The sequence below is a fragment of the Arthrobacter sp. 05L421 genome (assembly GCF_056397785.1).
The window spans coordinates 1-22,587 of record NZ_JBFTOC010000019.1 but is presented as its reverse complement, the minus strand read 5'-3'; the positions used below and the strand labels follow the sequence as shown (position 1 = coordinate 22,587).

Annotated in this window: 28 protein-coding genes and 1 pseudogene; 13 read left to right on the top strand and 16 right to left on the bottom strand. The window is 63.9% G+C overall.

What is annotated here, in order from left to right; all coding sequences use genetic code 11:
- The first annotated feature begins 28 nt into the window (after positions 1–28).
- Positions 29–514: a MarR family transcriptional regulator gene (locus AC1DKQ_RS18060; protein WP_476919760.1), complete on the top strand. Its 486-nt coding sequence runs from the start codon at positions 29–31 to the stop codon at positions 512–514.
- Between the two features lie 357 nt (positions 515–871).
- Here the strand turns inward: AC1DKQ_RS18060 and AC1DKQ_RS18055 are convergent, their stop codons facing one another.
- Together AC1DKQ_RS18055 and AC1DKQ_RS18050 are read right to left on the bottom strand one after the other, a co-directional pair.
- Positions 872–1,891 (bottom strand): SDR family oxidoreductase, encoded by a 1,020-nt coding sequence (locus AC1DKQ_RS18055; protein WP_476851092.1) that lies wholly within the window; start codon positions 1,889–1,891, stop codon positions 872–874.
- A gap of 370 nt (positions 1,892–2,261) precedes the next feature.
- Positions 2,262–2,407, bottom strand: a pseudogene (locus AC1DKQ_RS18050) (IS110 family transposase); the annotation flags it as partial.
- 623 nt (positions 2,408–3,030) lie between these two features.
- On the opposite strand from AC1DKQ_RS18050, the gene AC1DKQ_RS18045 reads away from it, so the two are divergent.
- The 4 genes from AC1DKQ_RS18045 (at position 3,031) to AC1DKQ_RS18030 (ending at position 5,475) form a co-directional block, all read left to right on the top strand.
- Positions 3,031–3,645 (top strand): hypothetical protein, encoded by a 615-nt coding sequence (locus AC1DKQ_RS18045; RefSeq protein ID WP_476851093.1) that lies wholly within the window; start codon positions 3,031–3,033, stop codon positions 3,643–3,645.
- Between the two features lie 394 nt (positions 3,646–4,039).
- Positions 4,040–4,432, top strand: coding sequence for a GntR family transcriptional regulator (locus tag AC1DKQ_RS18040; RefSeq protein ID WP_476851094.1), 393 nt, complete (start codon positions 4,040–4,042; stop codon positions 4,430–4,432).
- A complete protein-coding gene (locus AC1DKQ_RS18035) occupies positions 4,429–4,587 on the top strand; it encodes a hypothetical protein (protein ID WP_476851095.1) in 159 nt (52 codons plus the stop codon). Before AC1DKQ_RS18040 ends, AC1DKQ_RS18035 begins: the two co-directional genes overlap by 4 nt.
- A gap of 60 nt (positions 4,588–4,647) precedes the next feature.
- Positions 4,648–5,475, top strand: coding sequence for a DUF1648 domain-containing protein (locus AC1DKQ_RS18030; protein ID WP_476851096.1), 828 nt, complete (start codon positions 4,648–4,650; stop codon positions 5,473–5,475).
- Between the two features lie 346 nt (positions 5,476–5,821).
- Here the strand turns inward: AC1DKQ_RS18030 and AC1DKQ_RS18025 are convergent, their stop codons facing one another.
- Entirely contained in the window at positions 5,822–6,226 is a 405-nt protein-coding gene (locus AC1DKQ_RS18025) for a VOC family protein (protein ID WP_476851097.1), read from the bottom strand.
- Positions 6,227–6,324: 98 nt separating this feature from the next.
- Between AC1DKQ_RS18025 and AC1DKQ_RS18020 the strand changes: the two genes are divergently transcribed.
- Positions 6,325–7,512, top strand: coding sequence for an FAD-dependent monooxygenase (locus AC1DKQ_RS18020; protein ID WP_476851098.1), 1,188 nt, complete (start codon positions 6,325–6,327; stop codon positions 7,510–7,512).
- Positions 7,513–7,598: 86 nt separating this feature from the next.
- Positions 7,599–7,829, top strand: coding sequence for an SRPBCC domain-containing protein (locus AC1DKQ_RS18015; protein ID WP_476851099.1), 231 nt, complete (start codon positions 7,599–7,601; stop codon positions 7,827–7,829).
- Between the two features lie 108 nt (positions 7,830–7,937).
- Here the strand turns inward: AC1DKQ_RS18015 and AC1DKQ_RS18010 are convergent, their stop codons facing one another.
- Complete coding sequence (locus AC1DKQ_RS18010; protein WP_476851100.1) at positions 7,938–8,915, bottom strand: MIP/aquaporin family protein; 978 nt, start codon at positions 8,913–8,915, stop codon at positions 7,938–7,940.
- 253 nt (positions 8,916–9,168) lie between these two features.
- Between AC1DKQ_RS18010 and AC1DKQ_RS18005 the strand changes: the two genes are divergently transcribed.
- On the top strand, positions 9,169–9,597 hold the full coding sequence (locus AC1DKQ_RS18005; protein WP_441410660.1) for a hypothetical protein: 429 nt from the start codon (positions 9,169–9,171) through the stop codon (positions 9,595–9,597).
- Between the two features lie 969 nt (positions 9,598–10,566).
- Here AC1DKQ_RS18005 and AC1DKQ_RS18000 read toward each other — a convergent pair.
- Complete coding sequence (locus AC1DKQ_RS18000) at positions 10,567–11,454, bottom strand: response regulator (protein WP_476851101.1); 888 nt, start codon at positions 11,452–11,454, stop codon at positions 10,567–10,569.
- A 25-nt stretch (positions 11,455–11,479) separates the two neighbouring features.
- Positions 11,480–11,908: a hypothetical protein gene (locus tag AC1DKQ_RS17995; RefSeq protein ID WP_476851102.1), complete on the bottom strand. Its 429-nt coding sequence runs from the start codon at positions 11,906–11,908 to the stop codon at positions 11,480–11,482.
- Positions 11,909–12,394: 486 nt separating this feature from the next.
- On the opposite strand from AC1DKQ_RS17995, the gene AC1DKQ_RS17990 reads away from it, so the two are divergent.
- From AC1DKQ_RS17990 to AC1DKQ_RS17980, 3 genes are all read left to right on the top strand, one after another.
- Positions 12,395–12,769, top strand: a complete 375-nt coding sequence (locus AC1DKQ_RS17990) for a hypothetical protein (RefSeq protein ID WP_476851103.1) — start codon at positions 12,395–12,397, stop codon at positions 12,767–12,769.
- Between the two features lie 100 nt (positions 12,770–12,869).
- Entirely contained in the window at positions 12,870–13,067 is a 198-nt protein-coding gene (locus tag AC1DKQ_RS17985; RefSeq protein ID WP_476919759.1) for a hypothetical protein, read from the top strand.
- Between the two features lie 172 nt (positions 13,068–13,239).
- Positions 13,240–13,386 (top strand): lmo0937 family membrane protein, encoded by a 147-nt coding sequence (locus AC1DKQ_RS17980; protein WP_476919758.1) that lies wholly within the window; start codon positions 13,240–13,242, stop codon positions 13,384–13,386.
- Between the two features lie 455 nt (positions 13,387–13,841).
- On the opposite strand, the gene AC1DKQ_RS17975 is transcribed toward AC1DKQ_RS17980, so the two are convergent.
- The 7 genes from AC1DKQ_RS17975 to AC1DKQ_RS17945 all read right to left on the bottom strand — a co-directional run bounded on the left by AC1DKQ_RS17975 (position 13,842) and on the right by AC1DKQ_RS17945 (position 18,167).
- Positions 13,842–13,979 (bottom strand): hypothetical protein, encoded by a 138-nt coding sequence (locus tag AC1DKQ_RS17975; protein WP_476919757.1) that lies wholly within the window; start codon positions 13,977–13,979, stop codon positions 13,842–13,844.
- 155 nt (positions 13,980–14,134) lie between these two features.
- Positions 14,135–14,503, bottom strand: coding sequence for a thioredoxin (gene trxA / locus AC1DKQ_RS17970; RefSeq protein ID WP_476919756.1), 369 nt, complete (start codon positions 14,501–14,503; stop codon positions 14,135–14,137).
- Positions 14,504–14,551: 48 nt separating this feature from the next.
- Positions 14,552–15,115: an OsmC family protein gene (locus tag AC1DKQ_RS17965; protein ID WP_476919755.1), complete on the bottom strand. Its 564-nt coding sequence runs from the start codon at positions 15,113–15,115 to the stop codon at positions 14,552–14,554.
- A 204-nt stretch (positions 15,116–15,319) separates the two neighbouring features.
- On the bottom strand, positions 15,320–16,066 hold the full coding sequence (locus AC1DKQ_RS17960) for a helix-turn-helix transcriptional regulator (protein WP_476919754.1): 747 nt from the start codon (positions 16,064–16,066) through the stop codon (positions 15,320–15,322).
- Positions 16,067–16,235: 169 nt separating this feature from the next.
- A complete protein-coding gene (locus AC1DKQ_RS17955; protein WP_476919753.1) occupies positions 16,236–16,442 on the bottom strand; it encodes a hypothetical protein in 207 nt (68 codons plus the stop codon).
- 73 nt (positions 16,443–16,515) lie between these two features.
- Complete coding sequence (locus tag AC1DKQ_RS17950; RefSeq protein WP_476919752.1) at positions 16,516–17,712, bottom strand: MalY/PatB family protein; 1,197 nt, start codon at positions 17,710–17,712, stop codon at positions 16,516–16,518.
- A 38-nt stretch (positions 17,713–17,750) separates the two neighbouring features.
- Complete coding sequence (locus AC1DKQ_RS17945) at positions 17,751–18,167, bottom strand: RidA family protein (RefSeq protein WP_476919751.1); 417 nt, start codon at positions 18,165–18,167, stop codon at positions 17,751–17,753.
- A gap of 481 nt (positions 18,168–18,648) precedes the next feature.
- On the opposite strand from AC1DKQ_RS17945, the gene AC1DKQ_RS17940 reads away from it, so the two are divergent.
- Positions 18,649–20,145, top strand: a complete 1,497-nt coding sequence (locus AC1DKQ_RS17940; RefSeq protein ID WP_476919750.1) for an amino acid permease — start codon at positions 18,649–18,651, stop codon at positions 20,143–20,145.
- 663 nt (positions 20,146–20,808) lie between these two features.
- Here the strand turns inward: AC1DKQ_RS17940 and AC1DKQ_RS17935 are convergent.
- Entirely contained in the window at positions 20,809–21,195 is a 387-nt protein-coding gene (locus AC1DKQ_RS17935; protein ID WP_476919749.1) for a winged helix-turn-helix transcriptional regulator, read from the bottom strand.
- 82 nt (positions 21,196–21,277) lie between these two features.
- Here AC1DKQ_RS17935 and AC1DKQ_RS17930 point away from each other — a divergent pair, with 82 nt between their 5' ends.
- On the top strand, positions 21,278–21,679 hold the full coding sequence (locus AC1DKQ_RS17930) for a nuclear transport factor 2 family protein (protein ID WP_476919748.1): 402 nt from the start codon (positions 21,278–21,280) through the stop codon (positions 21,677–21,679).
- A gap of 49 nt (positions 21,680–21,728) precedes the next feature.
- Here AC1DKQ_RS17930 and AC1DKQ_RS17925 read toward each other — a convergent pair whose 3' ends face one another.
- A complete protein-coding gene (locus AC1DKQ_RS17925; protein WP_476919747.1) occupies positions 21,729–22,382 on the bottom strand; it encodes a TenA family protein in 654 nt (217 codons plus the stop codon).
- Between the two features lie 73 nt (positions 22,383–22,455).
- Positions 22,456–22,587 (bottom strand): integrase core domain-containing protein (locus tag AC1DKQ_RS17920; RefSeq protein WP_476919767.1); only part of this gene is annotated, 132 nt, incomplete at its 5' end.

Here is a 22,587-nt window from a genome sequence, read left to right as displayed (position 1 = left end):
CGCAAGCACCGGGGTAATACTGGGGTGCGTGGAAAGAAACAGCGACGACCGCGCCGACGCCCAGATCGATGCGGTCCTTAGGGCCGCGAACGTCCTGCTGCGTGTCGTGGCCCAGTCAGTTGTCGAAGTCGAAGACATTGTCACCAGCCCCCAGCTGCGGGTGCTGGTAATGATTGCCTCGCGCGGACCGCAAAATCTCGGTGCGGTAGCCATGGAACTGGGGGTCCACCCGTCCAACGCCACCCGCACCTGCGACCGGCTGGTCAATGCCGGACTGATCGCGCGGCGCGATGACCCCGCGGACCGGCGGTACGTGGAGTTGTCCCTGACCCCTGAAGGCGCGTCGCTGGTCAACACCGTCCTGGAGCACCGGCGAAACGCCGTTGCCGCGGTGATGGGACGGATGACAAACGAGTTGCGCGGCGCCACGGCGCTGGGAATGGACGCGTTTGCCGCGGCGGACGGCGGCGAAGGCACCGAAGACGGCAGGTTCACCATCGACCTGCACGTGTGACCGGCGCCGCTGCCAGGCGCGCAAGCAACACCGCTGACGATGATCATCCGAACTCCCCCGCCGCGAAAACCAACGCAAGCGCCGCGCTGACTCCCGCAGACCTCCGATGACGGCTATCCAACACGGCGACCCCGGCCATACTCGCGGCGTGGACCACATCCACACTGCCTCCGACAAGGTGGGCAGAGCGCCCGCCGCGGACAGTCAGCACCGCCTGAACCAGGTGCCGTGCGCCCAGAATCCGGATCACCACGCGGGTCCTGCCATCCGGCATCTCACCCAGTAGCAGGCCGGAAACATAATCCGGTGCCAACAGCTCGCACATCCCGTACGCCGCCCGGACCAATTCCAGCGGCTTCACCGGTTCGCCGACCGCAAAAGCGCGCGGCCCGCGACGGCCACGGAGGCGAGGAGCCCGGCTGCGGCCGCGCCCACCGCTGCATAGTGCTGGGAGGCCCACAGCTGCGCGCTGCGGTTGGAGGCCCTGGAATCAAAAATACCGCGCGTCCCGAAATCCTTCCGTTTGTCGGCAGGTTCCCAGAGATTCTTGGGCTGGTCGGGATGGCGGGGTTCCGCGGTCTGCTGGGCGTTGAAGCCTGTCTTGGCCAGGTAGCGGTCGAGCAGGCCTGGGGCGACGGCGTTCGCGATGAGTGTCCCCGCAGTGCTGCCGCCGACCCAGTACTCCCGACGCTGTGGATGCTCCGCCGCGTACACGACCGCCCGGGCGGCCAGCTCCGGCTGGTAAATCGGCGGCACGGGCTGCGCCTGTCGCGGAAGGCGGGACAGGACCCAGGAAAACTGGGGCGTGTTGACCGCCGGCATTTGCACCATCGTGGTGTGGATCCCGCTCGACTCATGCAGCAGTTCACACCGCAGCGATTCATTGAAACCCTGGATAGCATGTTTCGCGCCGCAGTAGGCGGTTTGCAACGGGATGCCCCGGTAGGCCAGGGCCGAGCCGACCTGCACTATGACGCCGCGGTTTCGCGGCCGCATGCGCTTCAAGGCCGACATGGTTCCGTAGACGTAACCGAGGTAGCTGACCTCGGTCACGCGTGCGAACTCAGCTGCGGAAATTTCCGAAAAGGGGGAGAAAACCGAAGTGAAGGCAACGTTGACCCAGACGTCGATGGGCCCCAACTCGCGCTCAATTCGCTCGGCGGCAGCATCCACAGCATCGGCGTCGGCGACATCGACGCTCAAAGTCCACGCGCGGCCGCCGGCGGCCTCCACCTCCTGCGCGGCCCCGGCCAGACCTGCCTCGCCACGGGCAAGCAAGGCAACGGTGGCGCCTTGACGGCCAAAGGCAACCGCCGATGCGCGCCCGATTCCGCCACTGGATCCGGTAATAGCGACGATACGCCGGGCCTTGTCCATGAGGGTGACTCCTTAGAGTGTCAGCAATCGCGTCAGCTTCCCGCCCTTCCTGCACGGGCGCCGAGCCGGGTCCCCCACTAAGTCTTCAATCTAACGGGAATCATTGCGTAACCGCAACAGTATGCAGGCTTATGGATCTCAGGAAAATACCTGACTGTGGCGGCCCTTGGGTCGTTCTGGTCGACATGGCCCTTCCGCATGCTGGCGACTCTGCACTATTGCAAAGCATGCGTCACGACCAGGAACCCCGGATCAACCGTTATCCAGATACTCCTGGAGAGGGTTCCGTGGACGACCGATTCGGCACGAGTGGAGCTCCGCAGGCCCGTGTCGTCAGGTGGCCATAGAGCCCGCCTGCGGGAACTCGGATGTAGGTGGTGCCGTCGCGGAGCACGGCCCAGAGAAGGTTGAGGCGGCGCCGGGCCAGGGAGAGCATGGTCTGGGTGTGGGTCTTGCCTTCGGCGCGCTTTCGGTCGTAGTAGGTCCGGGAGGCGGGCTGCTCTTCAGGGCCGAGAGATCCGACCTGTAGAAAACCCGCAGGAGCTGCCGGTCGTAGCCGCGGGGCGGTGGAGGTTGCCGGGGCTCCTGCCGGAGTCCCGCGGGGGTCCGGTGTTTGGTCCGGATCACGGCCGGTGTGAAGCGGGGCGGCCGGGCTCCAACGCCCCACCCGGTCGAACCACAAATCGGGAATTTCCTGTCTCCGGAGCAACGACCGTGGCCTGCACTCCGGCTCCCAAGCTCGGAGATCGCCGCGGCAACGGCTTCCGCCAAGGCAAAAAGACCCCGGCCCCTCGCGGACCCTTCGGACGACGGTCAACGCGAGAGAGTCTTGAGCGGTTCGTAACTTGCGGCGGTGATGGCGTGGAAGTGGTTATGGCATGAGTGTCAACGCCGACGACAAACCGACGGAATTGCGCCACGATAGACACACCTGCCCCTTGTCTCGTCCCCGTTTCGCGGATAACCAGGCCGCGTTCGGTCGGACCCAGTCCGGTAGAGGTGACTCGGAACAGCACCGTCCCAACCCCGCCGCACGGGCTTCCGGGTCAAGTTACCGGGCGGCGAGCAAGTACCGTCGATGCCCGCGGACGGGCAAATTCGAAGGGCAGTTGGACCCAACATGACAGAAAGGAACCCCCATGAGCCCCGACTCGCGCAACGCGGGCACACCCAAGACCGGGCCACTTAACACCGACCCCGTTGAACAGGCTCCGAGCGCCAAAGATCCGGCGGCGGATGAGAAGGTGCAGCTCCAGCTGGCCATTTTCGAAGTCACGCAGGTCGCCCGGGGCAAGAGCCTGGGTGAGATCCAGCAGATGCTCTTGGCTGCGTTCTCGCGCCGCGGGGTGGAACCCCCGCCCGGCATCTGGCTGGACTCGGTGGCTTCGGCGGCCTATTACGGTGAGCCCTACATCGTTGACCTCCCCGCCGCGGTGGCAGCGGACGGCGTAATGCCCGCTCCGAATGAGAAAGTGCGGCGCAGGCTTGCCTCACGTCGGCGTCTCCGACAGCAGAGGCTTCCGGCCGGTATCTTCCCCTCCTCTGCCGAATGGGAGGTGACGGACAACGAGGTCACAGGTGGCAGCACCGGCCAGCCCGCACACGGGTTTCCCCGTGCCGTCACCGGGCGGCTGGGTGGACCGGGCACGGCCTTGGCCGCGGCCGTGCTGATCGTGGCCGCCGTAGTTGCCGTGCGCGCCGTGAGCGCGGTTCGCCAGGAGCGTGCAGGCAGTCGGTCGGGCCGCCCCGGGTAACCGAGGGGCAACGACGCGGTCCTGACGAGAGCACCGAACAAGAAGAACGAACAAGCTTTTCAAGGATCTGCGGGGTGACAAAATAGCGCTGCGAAAAGACCGCCATTTATCGCTGCGAGTCACAAGCCAGCACCTGCACGGAACGTAGCGGCGCGTTCCTGGGCACGGTGATCGACCGGCATACGGACAGCTGGTTCAGGGAAAATGAAGGGGTTTATCCTCAGTCGATGGAGCGATTTGAGAAACGGTTGATAACAGTTCGCCAGGGGAATGTCCGCCCGACCGGCTCGTGGCTTTATGTGTGGGTTGATACTGCTGATGGCGCGATGGCGTACGTCGGCGCCACCGGCTTTGACCCTGAGCTGCGATAGAACAACCGTGGGAGGTGGGAAGGATGATCCTCAACGTCGACCTGGCCAGAGAGATACCGATCTATCAGCAGCTCCGGGACCAGATCGTGGAGGCGATCGCCGAAGGCGCGCTGACCGAGGGCAGCACCTTGCCGGCCACCAGGACGGTCGCGGCCGACTTCGGCATCAACTTCCACACCGTGAACAAGGCCTACGACCTCCTGCGCCAGGAAGGCCTGATCCGGCTCAACCGCAAGACCGGTGCGGTGGTGACCCCGACGGTCGCGGATCCGCCGTTCCCCGCAGAGTGGACCGCGAGGGCTCGGACCCTGCTTGCCGAGGCCTTGGCCAGAGGCCTGCCGGCCGACGAGGTTCTCGCGACCTGCCGGGCGATAGTCGAGTCATTTGATGCCAAGAAGCCAGAGGACACGCCATGACCGTTGCCATCATCCTGAGCTCCGCGGTGCTGGCACTCGCGCTCGTAATCGCCCTGGCGCTGCCCTCGATCACCAGCCCCGCCGTGCCCTTCGGGGTCCGGGTACCGCCCCAGCATGCCGGGGACCCGACGGTGGTCCGGCAGACCAGCATCTAACGCTGGCGGGTACTCCTCGGTGGAATCGCCACCGCCGCGGCCGGCGTGCTCATCTTCGCCGTGACCGGCGCAACGTTGGTGTTGCCGCTGTCGGTGCTGGTGCTCGAGGGCGTCTGGTACGGCTGCTTCTTCCTGGCCAACCACGAGATCCGGGCCGCCAAGGCCGCCGGGGGCTGGTACCGGGGCCTGCACCAGGGCATCGCGGTGGACACCGAACTGCGGACCAATCCACCGCGGTTTCCCTGGCTCTGGCTGGCCCCGGCACTGATCATCACGGCCGCCACGGTAGTGATCGGCGTGATCAGCTACCCATCGATGCCCGAAGTTCTCGCGGTCCACTACGACGCGAACGGGGTGCCCAACCGCGTGGTCGCCAAGTCGGTCGGCGCCGCCTTCTCACTGGTGTTCGTGCAGATCGGCATGACCGCGCTGCTCGCCGGTATAGCAGCGGCCATCGTCCGCAGCCGGCCCGATCTCAACCCGGCACACCCCGTTACCTCAGCGCGCTGGTACCGCCATTACATGTCACTGGGTGCCGAGGCCCTGCTCGGGCTGACCGCGATGATCGACCTGGGAATGCTGGGATCATCGCTGCTGATGTGGACCGGGACGGTCACACCGTGGGCGCCGCTGGTAATCGTCCTCCCGATCCTGACCGCCGCCGTGGTGGCCGTCGTCATCCTGGCCAGGAACAGCCGGGAGCGGAACGACGCCGAGGAAGACACCGGCCTGATCCACCGGGACGATGACAAGCACTGGCGCGGTGGCCTGTTCTACATCAACCGCGAAGACCATGCGCTGGTCGTTCCGCGCCGGTTCGGTCTGGGATGGACGCTAACTTCGGCAATCCCAGGGCAGCGATGCTTCTGGCCGGTGCGGCCGCGCTGATCGGCCTGGCGGTCAGCCTCCGTTTTGGCGGCTGACCCAGACCATAGCGTCGCGAGTGGACTTGCGTCCCTCCCCAATGTCTATCGGTAACGGCGAAAGCCCCTGCCTCGAGAGGCTTTCCCATGTGCCGGGTGTGCGGGCGGGGCGGCGTTCACAGGCCGCCTGACCAGGGTCCCGGCGCGCCCCCGGCGACCCTCATGGAGCCAACTGCCGTCTGCTCGCAGCAACGGTGGCGGACGTTCGGGACCCGTGTCCTGCATGCCCGGCGTACGCCTAAAGACTTGATGCCTCATTCCCTCCGGACGAAGGGCACGACTGTGACTGTGTGGGCCCACCGCCATTGGGATCAGGATGTCGCGAGCCGAGCCTCGGGAATCGTCGGTTCGAATAGTTCGATCGGATTGCCCGAGGGGTCTTCGATCAGTACCTGATTTCCGCCCATGCCCGTCACGATGTCATTGCGGAACTGCACGCCTGCGTCGCGGAGGGTCCGCACGGTTGCCGCGAGGTCAGACACCTCCAGCGCGAATCGATTCCACCCGCCCGGCGCGGGCCTGGTGCCGTCGGGCATGCTCTGCCCTCCTCCGCCCTGGCCGCTCGGAGCGCTGAGCAGCAGCCGCAAATCACCGCGCTCGAGCATGGCAAAAGGCGGGGCCGGATGCATGACGAGCGTGAATGCCAAATGTTCGCGGTAAAAATTGATGGATGTATCGACATCATCGACGATGTAGCGCACGCTTACGGTGGCCATAAGGAGACCTCCTTGCTCTGCACTCAGGAATACGCGCCACCTCGCGGCCTGTCAACGCGCCGAATATCAGACACGCCTACGATCGTTCGGGGCAGGACATGAAGGCAGTGGTTGTCGGGGCGGGCATAGCGGGCCTCGTCGCGGCCCGCCAGCTCGGCTTGGCCGGCTGGGACGTCGAGCTTCTCGAGAAATCGGCCGCTCCGCGTCCCGATGGCTACATGATGGACTTCTTCGGTCCGGGAGTCGAGGCTGCGGAAAGAATCGGCCTCTACCCGCGGCTCGCAGAGGTGGCCTACCATGTCGAGGCAGCCGAGTATGTGGACGCAGAAGGCCGCCCGACGTCCAGCCTCGACTACGACCAGTTCGCCCGGCTTGCCGGCGGGAAGGTCCTGAGCCTGCTGCGCCCCGACATGGAGTGCGCAGCCCTCGCCGCGCTCGACGACGTGGCCCCGGGCCGGGTGCAGGTCCGCTACGGGATGCCCGTTTCCCTGGTGTGGAATGATGAGGACGGCGTGCGGGTCGCCGTCGATGACTCGCCGGACGTGACGATCTCCGCGGACGTCCTCGTGGGCGCTGACGGCATCCATTCCGGAGTGCGCGCCCGGGTCTTCGGGCCCGAAGAGGAGTACTTGCGCCCCTTGGGCATGCGTGCTGCCGCATTCATCGTGACCGAACCGATCCTGAATGCAAGCTTCCGGAACAGGTTCGTCCTCAGCGACAGCATCGACCGGATGGTCGGGCTCTACAGCCTCCGCTCGGACGAGGTGGCGGCATTCATGGTCTACCGGGACGCCACAGGCGCACCACGGCACCTGCGGCCCGGGAGCCCGCGGGAGCGGCTGCGCCGCGAGTTCGCCGGACTCGGCCACGCGGTCGACCGGCTGCTGGACTTGTGCCCCGAGCATCCCTACGACGATGTCGTCGCACAGATCGCCATGCCGGGCTGGCAGAGGGAGCGGACCGTTCTCGTGGGGGACGCCTGCGGGGCCGTATCGCTCCTCGCGGGCCAGGGCGGCTCGCTCGCCATCGCCGGTGCCGCGCTACTGGGGGACATCCTTGGACCCGTGGCCTCACCCGAGGGGATCAGTTCGGCCCTCACCGAGTTCGAGCGACGCTGGCGACCCGTGGTCGAGGAGGCTCAAGCCGCCGGGAGACGCACCGCGTCATCGTTCCTCCCCGCGAACCGGACCCAGCGCCTCCTGCGCCGGTGGACCATACGGGCAACCCATCTGCCAGGAATCGACCGACTGGTGGCCCGCCAGATCGTGGGCAGAATTGCAAAATAAGCCCGACCCACGCCATCCCCAGTGACCATTAGTGGAAGCCGCATGAAAGACCCGCACAACACCCTGGGAATCCGAAGGACACCCTGATGTCAGCAGGCAACGACCTGAACAGCGCGGTGACGTGGTCTCTGATTCTCGAAGGCGGCGGCACGCGGCTGATCCTCATTCACGAAGGGTTCGACCCGCAGGCGCATAGTCACGTGAGAGCTCACCGCCTCATGGCCGGCGGCTGGCGCGGACAGATACTCAAGAAGCTGACGGAAACGCTGCGCAGACCGAGGAGTGGGTATCCGCCAGTCCGGGGTAGTCGAACCTGACGACATGGCCTGCCATTGTGGTTATACGCCCGCCCGGGCCGAGCCGGCGCCTTTGAACCGGAGGAGCAAATCTCCCTGCGACGCCCATCTCTCAGAATCCTTAATCGCCTATGTTTCGGCCGTCCTTTTCGTTTCGGTCGCCGGAGGTGTCTCTCCGCCTGCCCGGCCCGGAGGCGTGGATTCCTGCAGCCTGATGCGCGCATGGAGGACGTCGCCGATGAACCAGTCGTAGAGCAGCACGCCGATCACTGCGCCGATGAAAGGCCCGACGATCGGCACCCAGAAATACCAGCTGAAGGCCCCGTCCACGGTGCCCGGCAGCGCCGTCTGCCCCCATCCGGCCAGCCAGGCAAACAGCCGTGGCCCGAAGTCACGGGCCGGGTTGATGGCATAGCCGGCGTTCGCGCCGATCGACATGCCGATGGCTGCAACGGCCAGCCCGATCATGAACGGACCCAGGTTCGCCTGGACCGCGGTATTGCGCATGTCGATGATGGCCACCACGAACATGAGGAGGAAGGCCGTGCCGACAATCTGGTCGACCAGCGGCCCCACGGGGCTGCCGTTGAAGTAGGGTGCGGGGAAGGTGGCGAAAATGGAGTAGCTGGCAAGCCCCTTCGGATCTGCACGCCCGGTCCCGACGGCCTGGTTATAGGCATCGATGGCGTCGTGATACAGCAGGTACACCATCGCGGCGCCGACGAAGGCGCCCAGAACCTGGGCGACGATATACGGACCCACTTTGCCCCAGGGAAATTTACGCCGGACTGCGAACGCCAGGGTCACTGCCGGATTGATGTGTGCGCCGCTGACGCCACCGGCAACGTAGATGGCCATCGTCACCGCCAGTGCCCATCCCCAGGTGATCAACAGCCAGTCCCCGGCGGCCAGGAAGATCGTCGTCGATGTAGCGGCCCGGCCGGATCCCGGCAAAGCGGCGACTGCCATGGCCACAACGCCGTCGCCGAAAGAGATCAGCACAAAAGTGCCGAGAAACTCTGCAAGAAGTTCACCCCAAGTGCCGCCCAACTGCTTAAGGCCGCTGCCATGACGGACTGCATTTCTGAGTGGACTGATATCGCTCATCGCGAGTGCCTCCTCGAGTCATCTGATCTACCTACCGAAATTGACAACCCCAGTAGATTTATGCTACGCCGATAGTGTCCGTAGGCAACGGTCTAAGATCTATCCGCCGTGGGCAGCACCTCGGGCCCGCCCCTCCCGTCCCGTCCCGGCAAGCCCCAGCAGGCCCGGAGGCGGATTCTGTCGGGGAGCGCGGCCCACGGTGGGCTTGGATTGCGCCGCAAAGACGCGGATTTCGTTTGGGAAAGGCACCACCATGTCCGACGACAGCAGCATTGAAGACACCCCCGATGAGGCAGGCCCGGAGAAGAAGCCGGAAGAACCAGACCTGCGCGGCCGGTACGTCGAAGGCAACTACGGCAAGGCCGGAGCGCAAAGCGGCCGCCATGCGGACGACGAGGAAGGCCAATACATCGAAGGGGACTACGGGGCGGCCGGCAGCGAAGGCGGACTGCCCGAACCCCTCGGAGACAAGGCAAAGGAATCGGGACGCTACGTGAAAGCCAACTTCGGCGACGCCGGGTCGACACCGGGCCGCACCGCTGAATCTGAAATCGGTCAGTATCCAGAGGGCAACTACGGAGCAAGCGGTTCCGTGGATCCCGTCCGCAAACCGCGCACCAAGACCGACACCGATACGGACACCGGCACCGGCACCGGCACCGGGACAGATAAACAGGAATAGTCCGGCACCTGCACCCCGCAGAACAGGCCGGGAGCGCCGTCGACCACCAGTAGTGAAACCCCCAGGCTGACGCAATATTCGGTGCCGCTGTAAACGGCACTGCTGGTCACTGACTACCCGGTCAGCAGCCCGGGTGAGAAGCCGGCCGACCGCTCACCCGAGGCGCGGCGCATTCTTTGCCTAGCCGATTCCAGAGGGAGGGCGTGGCCGGCAGCAACGCGTGACCCGCCGGTGCTTGAGTCAGCCACGAATTGAGGCACGCCTGCTCTTCCGGGGAGCGCGGGAGCTGACCTTTACCGTCCCTCACGGGCAGAATGAACGACATCGTTAATCCCGGCACGATAACGCAGAACCCTGCCCTCGAACGTGCCAGGGCGACACAGAACCGTGCAAACGACAGCTGACGCGCGCCTCCTAAACAACGCAGCCGGCGCCGCCCCAAACAAGGAACGAGCACACGGCGGGCAAGCCTCCCCCACACCCGTAGCTCCGTTGGCAGAGCAGTGAACTCTTAATCCTCGGGACGAGGGTTCAAAGCCCACAGGCGCACCCCAGGACCCCCACCGCATCACGCGCCCCCGGCGCGGAGGCAGCCCGGGCGAGTTCCAACGGCACCCGGGCCAACCATCACCGCACCCGCCTATCGGAGGGAACCCGCTGCGGCATATCAATACCTATGGCCGGGCAAGAGTAACGGTAAGAGTCCTATGGCCCTGAAACTACAAATGCCTGGCCAGCTTTCGGTCGGCCGCCCATGCCTTACCGGACCTTGGCATGCCTTCAGTCGCTTCGTTCATGTTCGCCACGGATAGCGGCCAGGCGGTGGTGACGGCCTTATCCGTCCATGTCCCCGTGCGCCCCTTCAGCGAGCCGCCGTTAAGCCTCGAACTTGGCGGCCGTCCCGGACACCACTGAGGCTCTCCGGGTCCATCAGGTTTGGAGAGCCCGCGGAATCTCCGCTCCGGACTCTTAAGTGCTGCTCTGTTGAGGACGCCTGACTCTCAGCCCGGTCCGGGCCGCAGTAAGGGCGGCGGCAAGCCGGGCGGCGTCCGTTGCCCGCTTCTGGTCCGTAGGTGGCACGGTGCCGGCCTCGCCGGTGCAATTCAACAGTGCTGCAGTGACTTCGGGGATCAGGTCCGGGAATTGGCTGGACCGGTAGCCTCCGTAGGAGGGGTTTTCGGAGTGGTCGAGGGTTGCGGTGACAAGCAGGGCGGCCTGCGTCCTGGTCGCGGTGCCGAGTTTCGTCAGGATGGTCGAGACCATGTTCTTCACGGTTTTTTCTGCCAGAAACATCTCCTTGCTGATTTGGCGGTTGCTCAGTCCTTTCCCCAGGCCGATCGCGGCAGTCATTTCCTGTTTCGTGAGGGTCAGGAGATTCTCATCCGGGCGCTGTGGCTGGAGCAGGAAGAACGGGGCCACGATCGCCGGATAAAAGCGGCCGCTGTACGCGGTGTGCCCGGCCAGGGCCCGTCGGATGAGCCTGAGCTGTTCGCTGCCCTCATCGTCTTTGGACAGGCATCCCCACGCGCCGGCCAGAATGGCGTCGATCAGCACGGTCTCGCCGCCCTCCTCGGTCATCAGCACACACCGGATCCGCGGGTCCGCCACGGCAACGGCACGGCACACCTCGGCACCGGAACCGTCCGGAAGGTCATCATCAATAATGACCAGCTCCGGGCGAAGGGCAGGAATCCGCCGGACCGCTTCGCGCGCGGATCCGGATTCCCCGGCGATGCCGAGACCATCGAACTCCAGCAGCTGGCGCAACCCCCGCCTCACGACCTCGTGATCGTCCAGCAGGTATACGCCCCGACCGACAAAAGCGGTGCACGGACGGCGTTCCGGGTCAGCCATCATTGCTCCGTTCCCTAGCCCCAGGGTGTCAGTCGGGTATCTCCATTTGGAACCCGCAGCTGCAGCGCAGCACCCTGGTGCGCAGGTACACCTCCAGGGGGCCTTCACCGGTCAGTTCCGTTGAGAGCGTGGCATGGATGCTGCGCTGCTGGGATCCGGCCATTGTCATCGGTTCCCCGCAATGGAGGTAGTTGCCGCCGAACTGCAGCACCCCGGATCGTTGGCCCGGCCGGTTCAGGACCACAGCAACATCCCCCACCGAGGCGGTGTGGGCGTAAAAGAAGTCACATTCAACGCAGGTGTACGCGACGTCGACCAGCCCCATGCGCGGTGGCCGGAGGGTGTCGATGGATTCGATGATCAGGTACTCATCCGTCTGGCATTGAGCGCACCAGAGCCGCTGCCCCTGGGACCAGCTGGACGGCCCCGGTTTGCTCGGATGGGAAACGGTAGACATGACAGACTCCTTTGTCCGGGAAAGCTGGCCCACATCCAGCGGCCCCGCTTCACTCGTCGTGCCCCCGTGAATCAGGCTAACTCCCGGTCCTGACACTGACAAGGAACCGGCCAGCCGAGGGGGCCATCCCTGCACCGCCGCCCGCTGGGTCAGCCCACCCGTCCGGAACCGCGGGACGAGCCAGGCTCCGGGGCCCACTTGGAACCGTTGACCGATGCAAACCATTGCCCCCTGTAAATTCACCCACCGGACCAGGCCTTTGTCATTGCTTGCTGCCAGGTTCCAGGGACAAGGGAACGCCCTCAAGGCCCCTGCAGACACTCACGTCCGCTCCATGATGCGCCTCGAAGTCAAGGCGTATGCTCCGGTTGACAGTCGCAGCCCGGCATCTTAAATTTTCTATGTACCCGAAGCCGGGACGGTTTTGCTTCACCCCTTGATAGCTGTGCCAGTTGAGCGGCTACGCCGCGGACGCAGGAGGCCAAGATGTTGAAGTCACCGCTACACGAATTCGTCAATGACTGCATCGCCCGGAACCAGGACGCTGACGGACTCACCCAGGAAGAGCTGTACGGTCTATACCTCAGCTGGTGCTCCCTCCGGAGAACCACACCCGCTCCAGCCAGAAGTTTCAGAGCCGGGCTGCGCGCAGCGAACATCCAGCCCGACCACCCGGGCGGCCTGTGCACCGGGCTGGCGATGATTGGCCCCGCGGCCTGCGATTACATCGTCCACCGGGAACTTCCCCTCGCACCGCTCCCCCAGGGATTCCAAACCAAGGGTGCCGACGCCGACCGGACCACCCCGATCGGCCGGGGACCGGCGAAAGAAAACGGCCCGGCATCGGCTCCGGCTGCCTAGACCCCGGTCCGGTTCCTCGATCCGTGGGGGAACGCTTGCGCTCCCAGGCGTTGCAAAATTGTGCCTTTTGCCCAGAAAGATCGTGTGCGACGATGCGGTCATGAGCGAACCCACCGAACCCGGGCCGGCACAACGTCCCGCCCCGTGGACGCGCCGCGAGGACCTGACCACACACCAGATGCGCACCATCGGGCAACGGCGCGCTGCAGCTGAGGAAAAGCTCGCACGCCATCTCAAAGAAGCACACCACCTGGCCGGAGAACACCCTCCGGCCAAGGAAAAATCTCCTGACGTCTAACCGGACACGTCAGCCCGCCCTACGCCGGACCGGCCCGGCGCGGGTGCGGGCGGCACGGGGATCCAGACCGAATCTGCCCGAGCCCTTTTCAGGGAACGCCGCGCGCCAAAATTCGCAGACCGGCCAGGGCAGAATCAGCATTTCCATCCGCAGACAAACAAGGGAGACTCTCATGTTGCTTTGGATAGCCATCATTATCGCTGTTCTCTGGCTTCTCGGCCTGCTCGGAGGCATCGGCGGCGGGTTCATTCACCTGCTTCTGGTAATTGCCGTGGTCGTTCTGATCGTCCACTTCCTCCGCGGCAGGTCCCGCTTGTAAATACGAACTATGTTCCCGCCGCCGCCGAATTGTAGGGCAGTCCGCAGGTGCCGGAAGAGCATCCAGCGTCAACAACGGTCGATTGACTAGTCGCCTTGAAGGGGCTTCCATGGGCCTCTGACCGCCGAAGGAGTAAGCATGAGAACTCGGGTATCCGATCACAGCCGGCAACTCTCCCGTATTCTCTCAATCCCGAACAATTCGCTGTTGTGAGACCGCCTTTTGTTTGACGGCATTTCGAGACAGCGGCGGCCCTTGTGGTGCCGGGAACTCTTGGCGCCTCCGGGAGAGCGGCCGCGGTGTCTCATTAATCGATCGTATTTGAGATGCCGGAGACGCGCCGCAATCGACTGCAGACTGGGACTCAACGCTGTAGTGCTGCCGTTTGGTGCAGACGACCGTTGACCAAATGCAGGACGGTGCATGACTTGCTGACCGCGCCCCGGCCGAGCGGTCTAGTCGCGAAGGGCGCTAGTGGTCATGCGGTAGGAGAAGATTCCTTCGAGTTGTCTGGGTTCAACCCAGACCTGGAAGCCTTGAGCGGCTTCGAAGAGTGTCCTGGTGGACTTCTCGTCGGATGCGATCCAGATCATGGCACATGGACGCTCTCTTGAAATCTGTTCTGCAAAGGCTAGAGTAGGCCAACGCCCCTCCCCAGTCGTTCGCCGAAGCTGATCCGTTGCCGGCCGATGTTGGCGGCTCGGCCGGCAACGCGAAGGTGGCTCCTTTAGCCCAGTCTGCAGGGTGATCAGTGCTGGGACGGTGAAGCCGCGAGTTTGGTGTGAACTTCCGTCATGTCCAGCGCCCTGATGGCCTCAACGATGTTGCCCAGCTGGGGTTCGCTGAGAACGCCTGAATGGGAGAACACAAGGACGTTCTCGCGGAAGCCCATGACGGTTGGGATTGAAGAGATCTTCAAGGCCGCGGAGAGTTCCCGTTCGGTTTCTGTGTCGACCTTCACAAAAGCCACGTCGTCATGTTTTTCCGAGACCTTCTCAAAGATCGGGCCGAATTGGCGGCAGGGCCCACACCAAGCGGCCCAAAAATCAACGAGAACAATGTCGTTGCCCTCGATTGTCGCGGTGAACTGTTCTCCGGTGATGTTGGTTGTCGCCATGATGTTCCTTCCGTTGAAAATTTAGGCCCGGGTCGGTTACGGCCGGCCTTAGCCGAGACGGGTGACGACTGGGACCGGGTTCGCCAGAGTGTCGCGGATCGGCGAGGTCGCTTCGAGCGCGCCGATTAGGTCTTCAAGGTCCTCGCGGGACGTGCCGGGGCTGTCGATTTGGACGTCCACAGTGATCTGCTGGGCACCCTTGCGGACGCTGTCGTCAATTCCGAGGAAACCGCTGAGATCGATGTCGAAGCCCAGGGTCAACGCGACGTGCTTCAACGGGATGTTCCTGGCTGCAGCCAGGGACGCCAGGGTGACGATGTAGCAGCCTGCCAGGGCTTTGAGAATGTATTCAGCCGGGCTGACGGCTGTGTCGGTTCCCAGCAGGGAGACCGGTTCGTCGCTGTGCAGCGTGAATTTGCCGCGGCGCGATTCGTCGGCTACGCCTGCCTGGGTCAGGGGTCCGGTGATCGTCTCGGCGGTCAGCCCGCCGGCAGACTCGCTGAGCATACTGAAGCTGACCTTGCCAAGCTCGCGCTGCTCGGTGACGGCTGCCACTGTGGCTTCGATGGCTGCGAGGTCGGCGAACGGCTTCGTGGTGGTGGTCGTGTTCATTTTTTCTCCTTGATTTATTTGACGATTGTCTGGTTGAGGGAACGATTGATCCATGCTCCGATGATTGCCCGCATGACTGGGCTGTGTGATGCTCAGGTGCGTGGTTTCGGGCATGACAGGGTCGGGAATTGTTCAATGCTGGTGATCCGGCGATGAGGAAGGCTTGAGCTCCAGGAACCGGGTAATGCTGGCTTCTGTCGGGGGTTAGGCTGTCTCTTCGACCTCTCCGCCGAGCTCGTTGAGGTAGTTGTAAATGGTGAACCGGGTGACCCCGAGCGCGGTGGCCGCTGTCTCGGCAGCCTGCTTTACGAGGAAGAATCCACGACGTTCGAGCTCCGCCACGACCTGCACTTTGTGTTCCTTGCGCATTTGCTCAACGGGGACCCCAATGGCCGCGATCGCCGCCTCGACGAGCTTGGAGCTGAGTTCCTCCACGCTGTGCGGGAAGTATTCGCTCTCCTGGGGGCCGACGGACGTCGCTCTGTTCACGGCAGGCGCCGCGAGCATGGAGCTCCCGTCGTGTCCGAGAACGAAGCGGTCCAAGGCCGAGCGGAGCGTGACCCAGGCCGACACGTCAGCGTTCAGACACAGGGCTGCGGCGGCCCGGCCTTCCTTGTCGATATAAATGATCGTCGTACTCTGGAGGATTCTCCCGTCAGGCAGTTGCGAGCGGTAGCCGATCTCATGGGAGAAGTCGCCGGCGGCCACGCGTTCGAGCAATTTGTCGGTAGGCGGGTCTCCGATCTGACGGCGAGTAACGTCTCCGGCGATAGCACGGACGGTGTTAGGGATTCGCTGCAGATCGTGCAGGACGACCTCGGTGGGCTGTGGCACCGCGGCCTGAAGGGGTGCCACCAGGAGCTCGAGGACTAGGTTGATGGACTCGGCGTCCATGCCGTGCAGCGCGTCCGGGGACGGAGCTGTTGAGCCGACCGAACCAATCTGGGTCATTGCTGCTGTCCTTCCGATTAGTAGGCGATCCGGGATTCCCGGAACCGCCGTAAATTGTGCCTTTTGTTGAAGCGTATCCGCTACCGCCCGTGATCCACGCCTAGGCTCGCCCTCCTTCCTTCAACATGCTGTTGCAGTGCAAGGATCACGCTGGTTCTCCGTTGCGGGCCTACCACTGGTGGTTGAGCCAAACTTCGAAGCCGTCGCTCCGCTGGAACATCGCCCGTGGCTGCAACTCGCCGCCGGCGATCCAGAGAATCGAGTCGTCCGGGGTGACTGCGTCGACGATACCTTCGCGCACGATGATGCCTCCGCGGCGCATCTGGACTCTTTGGCCGATGACAGGATGCCAGGTGTGGTGGATACGCAAGGCCATCGTGTGCTCCGTGGTCGGCGGTGCCGGGCGGGGTTAATTGCTAGATCCTGAGGCACGGCTGATGAAGTTTGGTTCAATCGGCGTGGGCGGCTCGGCCCATCCGGGTGATGGCCTCGGTGAGATTGGCCTGGGGCGTGGCAAAGTTGAGGCGAACATGTCCCGCCCCGCCCGTGCCGAAGACATGGCCGGAGCTCAGGGCGACCCTCGCTTTGTCGAGGAACATCTTGGCCGGCCCGGCAAGGTCGGCAACGGTGGCGAGGCCTTCGGGGCCGGGTGACGAATCGAGGGCGAGATGGCTGCAATCCAGCCAAGCCAGGTATGTCCCCTCGGGAGCGGCGTACGCGACGCCGGGAAGATGCTCGGCGAGCAGCTTTCCGAGGAGAGCCCTGTTCGCGTCGAGGCCTTGGAGGAGAGCATCCAGCCATTCTTCACCATCACGGAACGCGGCGGTGTGGGCGATGATCCCCAGGTGGCTCGGTCCGTGGCTGACCTCTTCGGGCATGCGGTCCAGATCATCGGCCGAGTCGGGTCCGGCGATTGCGAGTGCTGCCTTGAGGCCGGCGAGGTTCCAGGCCTTTGACGCCGACGTGATTGCAAACGCGTTCTCGGCCCCGGGCACGCTGAGATATGGCGTGAATGCTGCTCCCGGAAGGACGAGCGGGGCGTGGATCTCATCCGAGACGACCCGGACCCCGTAGTTGCGGGCGAGGGCCGCGACAGCTGCGAGTTCTTCAGGGCTGTGGACCACGCCGGTCGGGTTGTGTGGATTGCTGATCAGGTACGCGGCTTTGCGTCCCTGCGACCGTGCATGCTTGAAAGCTTCCTCGAGGGTGCCGAGGTTGATCCGGAGATCTTGTCCTAGCGGCGCCTCAATGATCCTGCGCGAATCATGGGTGATGAAGGCGTAAAAGGGCGCATACACCGGGGAGTTGACGATAACGGCGTCTCCTGGATCTGTGATCAGCCGCAGGATTTCGACGACGCCCACCATCACATCGGGCACGATGGCGGTGCGCTCGATTGCCAGCCCGTCCCAGCCCCACCGCCGGGATGCGAACGCACTTAGCGCCTCCGCGAACTCCGTCCCGGCCGGGTATCCGGTGTCTCCGGCATCGATGGCCTGGTGCAGTGCTTCCGATACGGGCGGCGCGAGCCGGACGTCCATCTCGGCAACCCACAGAGGCAGCACGTCGGAGGGATGGGTGCGCCATTTCATGCTCGTGCGCTGGCGGAGCTGTTCGAGGGAGAGCTCCTCAAGCGGGTTCCCCATTGCCGTGAAGCTGCGGGCTTGAGTCTGCTCGGCTGTCCTTAGCACTGGACAGTCATTTCAATCTCGACGCATGCACCCAGCGGCAGCGAGGCTACTCCCAGTGCCAGCCTCGCATGGTGCCCCTTTTCTCCAAAGACATCGAGGGCGAGCCGGGACGCACCATCGACCACGGCGGGCGCATCCACGAATCCTTCCCCTGCTGAGACGTACCCTCCGATCCTGGCGATACCCTTGACCGCATCCAAGGACCCGAGTTCGTCGCGGACGACGTCCAGGCAACGGCTGGCAGCGAGCACGGCAGCCTCACGCGCCTGCTCGACTGTAACTTCCTGGCCCACGCGTCCGGGATAGAGCAACCCACCCTCTCCGATAGGGAGTTGGCCGGAGACAAAGAGCAGATCGCCCACCCGGACCGCGCGTTCATAGAGCGGTGTGGACGTAACGGACTCAGCCATGAGAAACCTTCCAGACGTTCGAGAGACAGACGCGGCACAGTAGGTACGCCACGTCGATCCACTTTCAAGTGGTATTCAACTTACAGTTTGGATGCAGCGGAACTTTCTACGATTATTACACACTTTGTTTATATGCGGTAGGCCGAACGTCATGGAATAAACCGCGACATCTCACCAGTTCCCCAGATTCGCGGCAGAATCGGCAAAATCTATCCAACAAAAGGTTGATCTTTTGATGTGATATCCGGCATACTCTCAACTGTGATTTGAATCTCCGAGAAGTCGGGGGTTCAGGTCTTGCCATATCCATCGTTCTGCTCATCACTGCCGACCGCGGGCGGGCCCAGAACGGCAATCACCTCGAATGCCTGGAAGCCCCGCAAAGGGCGGACATCCGCCGGGGCCCAGGCCCCAACTCCGGCGGTTACGCCATAGACCATCAGGCCTCGCATCGAGCTTCACATCTATAGGAAGGCTTCCCATGTCGATTCAGCCGCCCGTCACAGACGCCGGGCACGCACACGCACCCGATCCCGTCCTGCACGCCGAGGATGCCGGCTACCAGAAAGGACTCAAATCCCGACAAATCCAGATGATCGCCATCGGGGGCGCGATCGGCACCGGCCTGTTCCTCGGCGCAGGTGGCCGCCTTGCCGTAGCCGGGCCGTCACTCTTCATCGCCTACGCGATCTGCGGAGCCTTCGCCTTCCTGATCCTGCGCGCCCTCGGGGAACTCGTACTGCACCGGCCGTCGTCGGGCTCGTTCGTTTCCTACGCCCGGGAATTCTTCGGAGAGAAGGCAGCTTTCACCGTGGGATGGTTCTACTGGCTGGTTTGGGCCGCGACGACGATCGCCGACACGACCGCTGCCGCGCTCTACATGAGCTTTTTCGGCAGGTACGTCCCCTGGATCGCCGCGGTCCCGCAGTGGAGCTGGGCACTGATCGCCCTGGTTCTCGTCCTTGCCCTCAACCTTGTCTCCGTCAAGGTCTTCGGCGAGATGGAATTCTGGTTCGCCCTCATCAAGGTCACCGCACTGATCGCGTTCCTCCTCGTGGGCATCTATTTCGTCGTCTTCGGCACCCCTACCGGGGGTCCGGTCGGCTTCCAGCTCATCTCCGATAACGGCGGGATCTTCCCGAACGGCATCATGCCGATGGTCCTGCTCATGTCGGGAATCATCTTCGCCTACGGCTCAATTGAGCTCGTCGGCACCGCCGCCGGCGAGACCGAGAACCCGGCCAAGGTCATGCCGAAGGCGATCAACGCCGTCATCGCCCGCATCGCGGTCTTCTACGTCGGATCCGTCGTCTTGCTCTCACTGCTGCTGCCCTACACCACCTACGAAAAGGGCGTGAGCCCGTTCGTGACGTTCTTCAGCTCAATCGGCATCAATGGCATCGACTCCATCATGAACCTCGTCGTGCTCACAGCCGCCCTGTCTTCACTCAACGCAGGGCTCTACTCAACCGGACGAATCCTGCGCTCGATGGCCGCCGCCGGCTCAGCGCCGAAATTCGCGCTCCGAATGAACAAGGCGGGCGTTCCCTACGGCGGCATAGCCATCACCGCAGCAGTCTCCTTCCTCGGCATCCCGCTGAACTACATCGTCCCCAGCGACGCATTCGAGATCGTCCTCAACATCGCCGCCGTTGGCATCATCGTCGCGTGGGCCGCGATCGTCCTGTGCCAAATCCAGTTTCAGCGGTGGAGCAGGAAAGGGTGGACCCAACGCCCCTCGTTCCGCATGCCCGGAGCCCCATATACCGGCTATCTAACAGTTGCCTTCCTAGCCCTGGTCCTTGTCATGATCCTTATCGACTCCCCGTTGACCATGGTCGTAACCGCAATCGCGGTCGCGCTCATGATCGCAGGCTGGTACGCCTGCCGCGGGCGGATCCACGAGATCGCCGCTGCACGCGACGGCTACACCGAAGCGGCACCCATCGTCACCCACGCCACAGCCCGGCAGCCCTGACACCACCGGATAACAGGGGCGGACGACCATGACCCGGCAGTGGTCGTCCGTCCCGTCCCGATCGCTCTGCTGTTCACTCCTCACACCACAGCCGCGGGAGGGAGCCGATGAGTTCCACGCAGACACCACCGTGCATGGACCGATTTTGATTGTTTCGACACCTATCCAAGGGCCCAAGGGGGTAGACATCACTCCCTATCACGCATATAGGGCACTCGTGGATGAGACGCAGACAGCCGATTCCGGACGCATCAGCGTCTATTTGACGAACGGTCAGCCATTGCTCCCGTGCCTACTCAGTTAGGGACATAAACCCGGTGGTATCAACCGGAATCGGCCACTGCTCCTTGCTCAAGCGCCGCAGAAATCGCCTCCGGAAGGGAGTCATAGGTGTACGAGCTCACGGGCGACAGGCTGGGACGAGCCGTCCAGCGCGCATCTCAGCCGGACCCGTCCTCGCAATCCTGGGATATTCCGGGCCGGCAACGGCAACGATGGCACTCGTGGCAGCCGTCATCGCGTGGGCAACACTCCGCCAGCGACCCTCGCAACGACCACAGACATGACCATCACGGTAACCACGGAGAAAACCGAACTCTGGGCACGCCCGCTAGCGAATCACTACAGGAAACGGCAGCAACGAGAATATCCGCGACTGTAGTACTAGTAGCCCCACGCCCTTGGGGCGGCGCGGCGGTCATAGGAATCCCGGGCTGACAGCACGTCTTCGATGTGTTGTTCGGCCCAGCGGCCCAGCGCCGCCAACGGTTCACGCAGCGTTTGGCCCAGAGAGGTCAGTTCATATTCAACGCGTGGGGGCATTTCGTCATAGGCCGTCCGGTCTACGATCCCGTCACGCTCCAGATCCCGCAGGGTATCGGCCAGGACCTTGCCGCTGATGCCGTCTACAGCATCACGCAGTTTGCCGAACCTCAGTGGACCGCCACTGAGGGCGATGATGATCATGGCAGTCCACTTGTTGGCGATTTTCGCCAGGGAAGTCCGCGAGGGGCAGGTGGCCACCATGACGTTCCAGTCGGGTGCGTTCATGAATCCGGCTCCTTAGTTACGTTGATGTAACAGGTTACCGAATGTAACCATGAGCTTCGTAACCCAAATCAAGGAGAGCAAAATGACTGACCAGACACCCGTTGCCGTAGCCGGATCGTACTTCGACGCCCTCGGCCGGGGCGATGTGCCCTCGGCAATGGCATTGCTCAGCCCCGACGTCGTCTGGCACCAGCCGGGCTCGAACCGCTTCTCCGGTGATCACAGGGGAATCGACGGTGTGGGCGCGTTGCTCGGCGGGATGATGGAAACGAGCCAGGGAACCTTCGGTCTCGCCGTCACCGGGCCTGCGATGGCAAACGGCGAATTCGTCGCCGTGCCGGTGCAGTTCTCCGGCAAGCGCGCGGATGCATCGATGGACATGTCCGGCGTCGATCTCCTCACGATCCGTGATGGAAGGATCGTGGAGGTGAGGCTCTTCTCGGCGGAGGAACAGGCGGAGGACGCGTTCTGGGGTCAGTCCTAAGCCCTGCGGCAACGGGCGGCCGGCAGGGCCGGAAGTATGCTGCCGGCCGTCAGCCGGCCGCCATCGCCGAATCGAAGAACGCCCGCTCCAGGCGGACGGCTTCCTTGAACGTGGCCGCCACGCGTGCGCGGATCACCGCGTCGGCGGGCTCGACGGCGTCGAAATCTTCCGGCAGCCACGTCAGCCAGCCGTTGTACTCCGGGTTGTTGTGCAGCCGGATCCATTCGCTGCGCTTCGGGGCTGCCGGCCAGGAGCCCGGCTCGCTGGCACGTGCCGCCCAGTCGCAGTACAGCCACTCGGCCACCAGCAGCACCGCAACAACGTCCGGGTAGCAGCGGGTGTCCAAGGCGCGGCGCATCAGGGCGTCGAAGTCCTGGGTGGCCGCCGTCAGCTCCGGGCTGTTGCGCTCCGCTTCAGGGACGGCCAGTTCCTTGAAACAATCCTGGAAGTAGCCGTTTTCATCCGAGGCGAAGGCTCCCAGGACACCGGCGAACACCAGCCTGGACGGCAGCGACGGCGCGGAGGCCACCGCCTGCCGCAGCAGGGCAACAAAGGCATCGCAGAACTGGTAATCCTGCACCAGGTAGTGCCGCAGCACGGAATCCGGGAGGCTGCCGTCCAGCAGCCGGACAACGAATCCGTGCCCGACGGCGGCGTCCCAGTCCGCGGCGCAGCGGTTTCTCAGCTCTTCGGCAAAGCCCATGATGTTCCCTCCTGGAATGTCAGGTGGGAGCCTAACAGTTCCCCAGACGCGCCGTTCTAGATGTACTGAGCCATCAGGTTGGTGACACCCGGGTGATGGGTGTGGTTCCGATGCCGGTGTGGATTCGTTCAGTGTTGTAGTGCTGGAGCCAGGGCGCAAGTGCGGTTTGGCGGTGGGTGCTGCTGGTGAAGACCTGCCGGTAGGC

Bases quoted from the DNA above. Each gene is read 5' to 3' on its own strand.
- AC1DKQ_RS18055 (WP_476851092.1), bottom strand. From the start codon at position 1,891: ATGGACAAGGCCCGGCGTATCGTCGCTATTACCGGATCCAGTGGCGGA.
- AC1DKQ_RS18045 (WP_476851093.1), top strand. From the start codon at position 3,031: ATGAGCCCCGACTCGCGCAACGCGGGCACACCCAAGACCGGGCCACTT.
- AC1DKQ_RS18040 (WP_476851094.1), top strand. From the start codon at position 4,040: ATGATCCTCAACGTCGACCTGGCCAGAGAGATACCGATCTATCAGCAG.
- AC1DKQ_RS18035 (WP_476851095.1), top strand. From the start codon at position 4,429: ATGACCGTTGCCATCATCCTGAGCTCCGCGGTGCTGGCACTCGCGCTC.
- AC1DKQ_RS18025 (WP_476851097.1), bottom strand. From the start codon at position 6,226: ATGGCCACCGTAAGCGTGCGCTACATCGTCGATGATGTCGATACATCC.
- AC1DKQ_RS18020 (WP_476851098.1), top strand. From the start codon at position 6,325: ATGAAGGCAGTGGTTGTCGGGGCGGGCATAGCGGGCCTCGTCGCGGCC.
- AC1DKQ_RS18015 (WP_476851099.1), top strand. From the start codon at position 7,599: ATGTCAGCAGGCAACGACCTGAACAGCGCGGTGACGTGGTCTCTGATT.
- AC1DKQ_RS18010 (WP_476851100.1), bottom strand. From the start codon at position 8,915: ATGAGCGATATCAGTCCACTCAGAAATGCAGTCCGTCATGGCAGCGGC.
- AC1DKQ_RS18005 (WP_441410660.1), top strand. From the start codon at position 9,169: ATGTCCGACGACAGCAGCATTGAAGACACCCCCGATGAGGCAGGCCCG.
- AC1DKQ_RS18000 (WP_476851101.1), bottom strand. From the start codon at position 11,454: ATGATGGCTGACCCGGAACGCCGTCCGTGCACCGCTTTTGTCGGTCGG.
- AC1DKQ_RS17995 (WP_476851102.1), bottom strand. From the start codon at position 11,908: ATGTCTACCGTTTCCCATCCGAGCAAACCGGGGCCGTCCAGCTGGTCC.
- AC1DKQ_RS17990 (WP_476851103.1), top strand. From the start codon at position 12,395: ATGTTGAAGTCACCGCTACACGAATTCGTCAATGACTGCATCGCCCGG.
- AC1DKQ_RS17985 (WP_476919759.1), top strand. From the start codon at position 12,870: ATGAGCGAACCCACCGAACCCGGGCCGGCACAACGTCCCGCCCCGTGG.
- AC1DKQ_RS17980 (WP_476919758.1), top strand. From the start codon at position 13,240: ATGTTGCTTTGGATAGCCATCATTATCGCTGTTCTCTGGCTTCTCGGC.
- AC1DKQ_RS17975 (WP_476919757.1), bottom strand. From the start codon at position 13,979: ATGATCTGGATCGCATCCGACGAGAAGTCCACCAGGACACTCTTCGAA.
- trxA (WP_476919756.1), bottom strand. From the start codon at position 14,503: ATGGCGACAACCAACATCACCGGAGAACAGTTCACCGCGACAATCGAG.
- AC1DKQ_RS17965 (WP_476919755.1), bottom strand. From the start codon at position 15,115: ATGAACACGACCACCACCACGAAGCCGTTCGCCGACCTCGCAGCCATC.
- AC1DKQ_RS17960 (WP_476919754.1), bottom strand. From the start codon at position 16,066: ATGACCCAGATTGGTTCGGTCGGCTCAACAGCTCCGTCCCCGGACGCG.
- AC1DKQ_RS17955 (WP_476919753.1), bottom strand. From the start codon at position 16,442: ATGGCCTTGCGTATCCACCACACCTGGCATCCTGTCATCGGCCAAAGA.
- AC1DKQ_RS17950 (WP_476919752.1), bottom strand. From the start codon at position 17,712: ATGGGGAACCCGCTTGAGGAGCTCTCCCTCGAACAGCTCCGCCAGCGC.
- AC1DKQ_RS17945 (WP_476919751.1), bottom strand. From the start codon at position 18,167: ATGGCTGAGTCCGTTACGTCCACACCGCTCTATGAACGCGCGGTCCGG.
- AC1DKQ_RS17940 (WP_476919750.1), top strand. From the start codon at position 18,649: ATGTCGATTCAGCCGCCCGTCACAGACGCCGGGCACGCACACGCACCC.
- AC1DKQ_RS17935 (WP_476919749.1), bottom strand. From the start codon at position 21,195: ATGAACGCACCCGACTGGAACGTCATGGTGGCCACCTGCCCCTCGCGG.
- AC1DKQ_RS17930 (WP_476919748.1), top strand. From the start codon at position 21,278: ATGACTGACCAGACACCCGTTGCCGTAGCCGGATCGTACTTCGACGCC.
- AC1DKQ_RS17925 (WP_476919747.1), bottom strand. From the start codon at position 22,382: ATGGGCTTTGCCGAAGAGCTGAGAAACCGCTGCGCCGCGGACTGGGAC.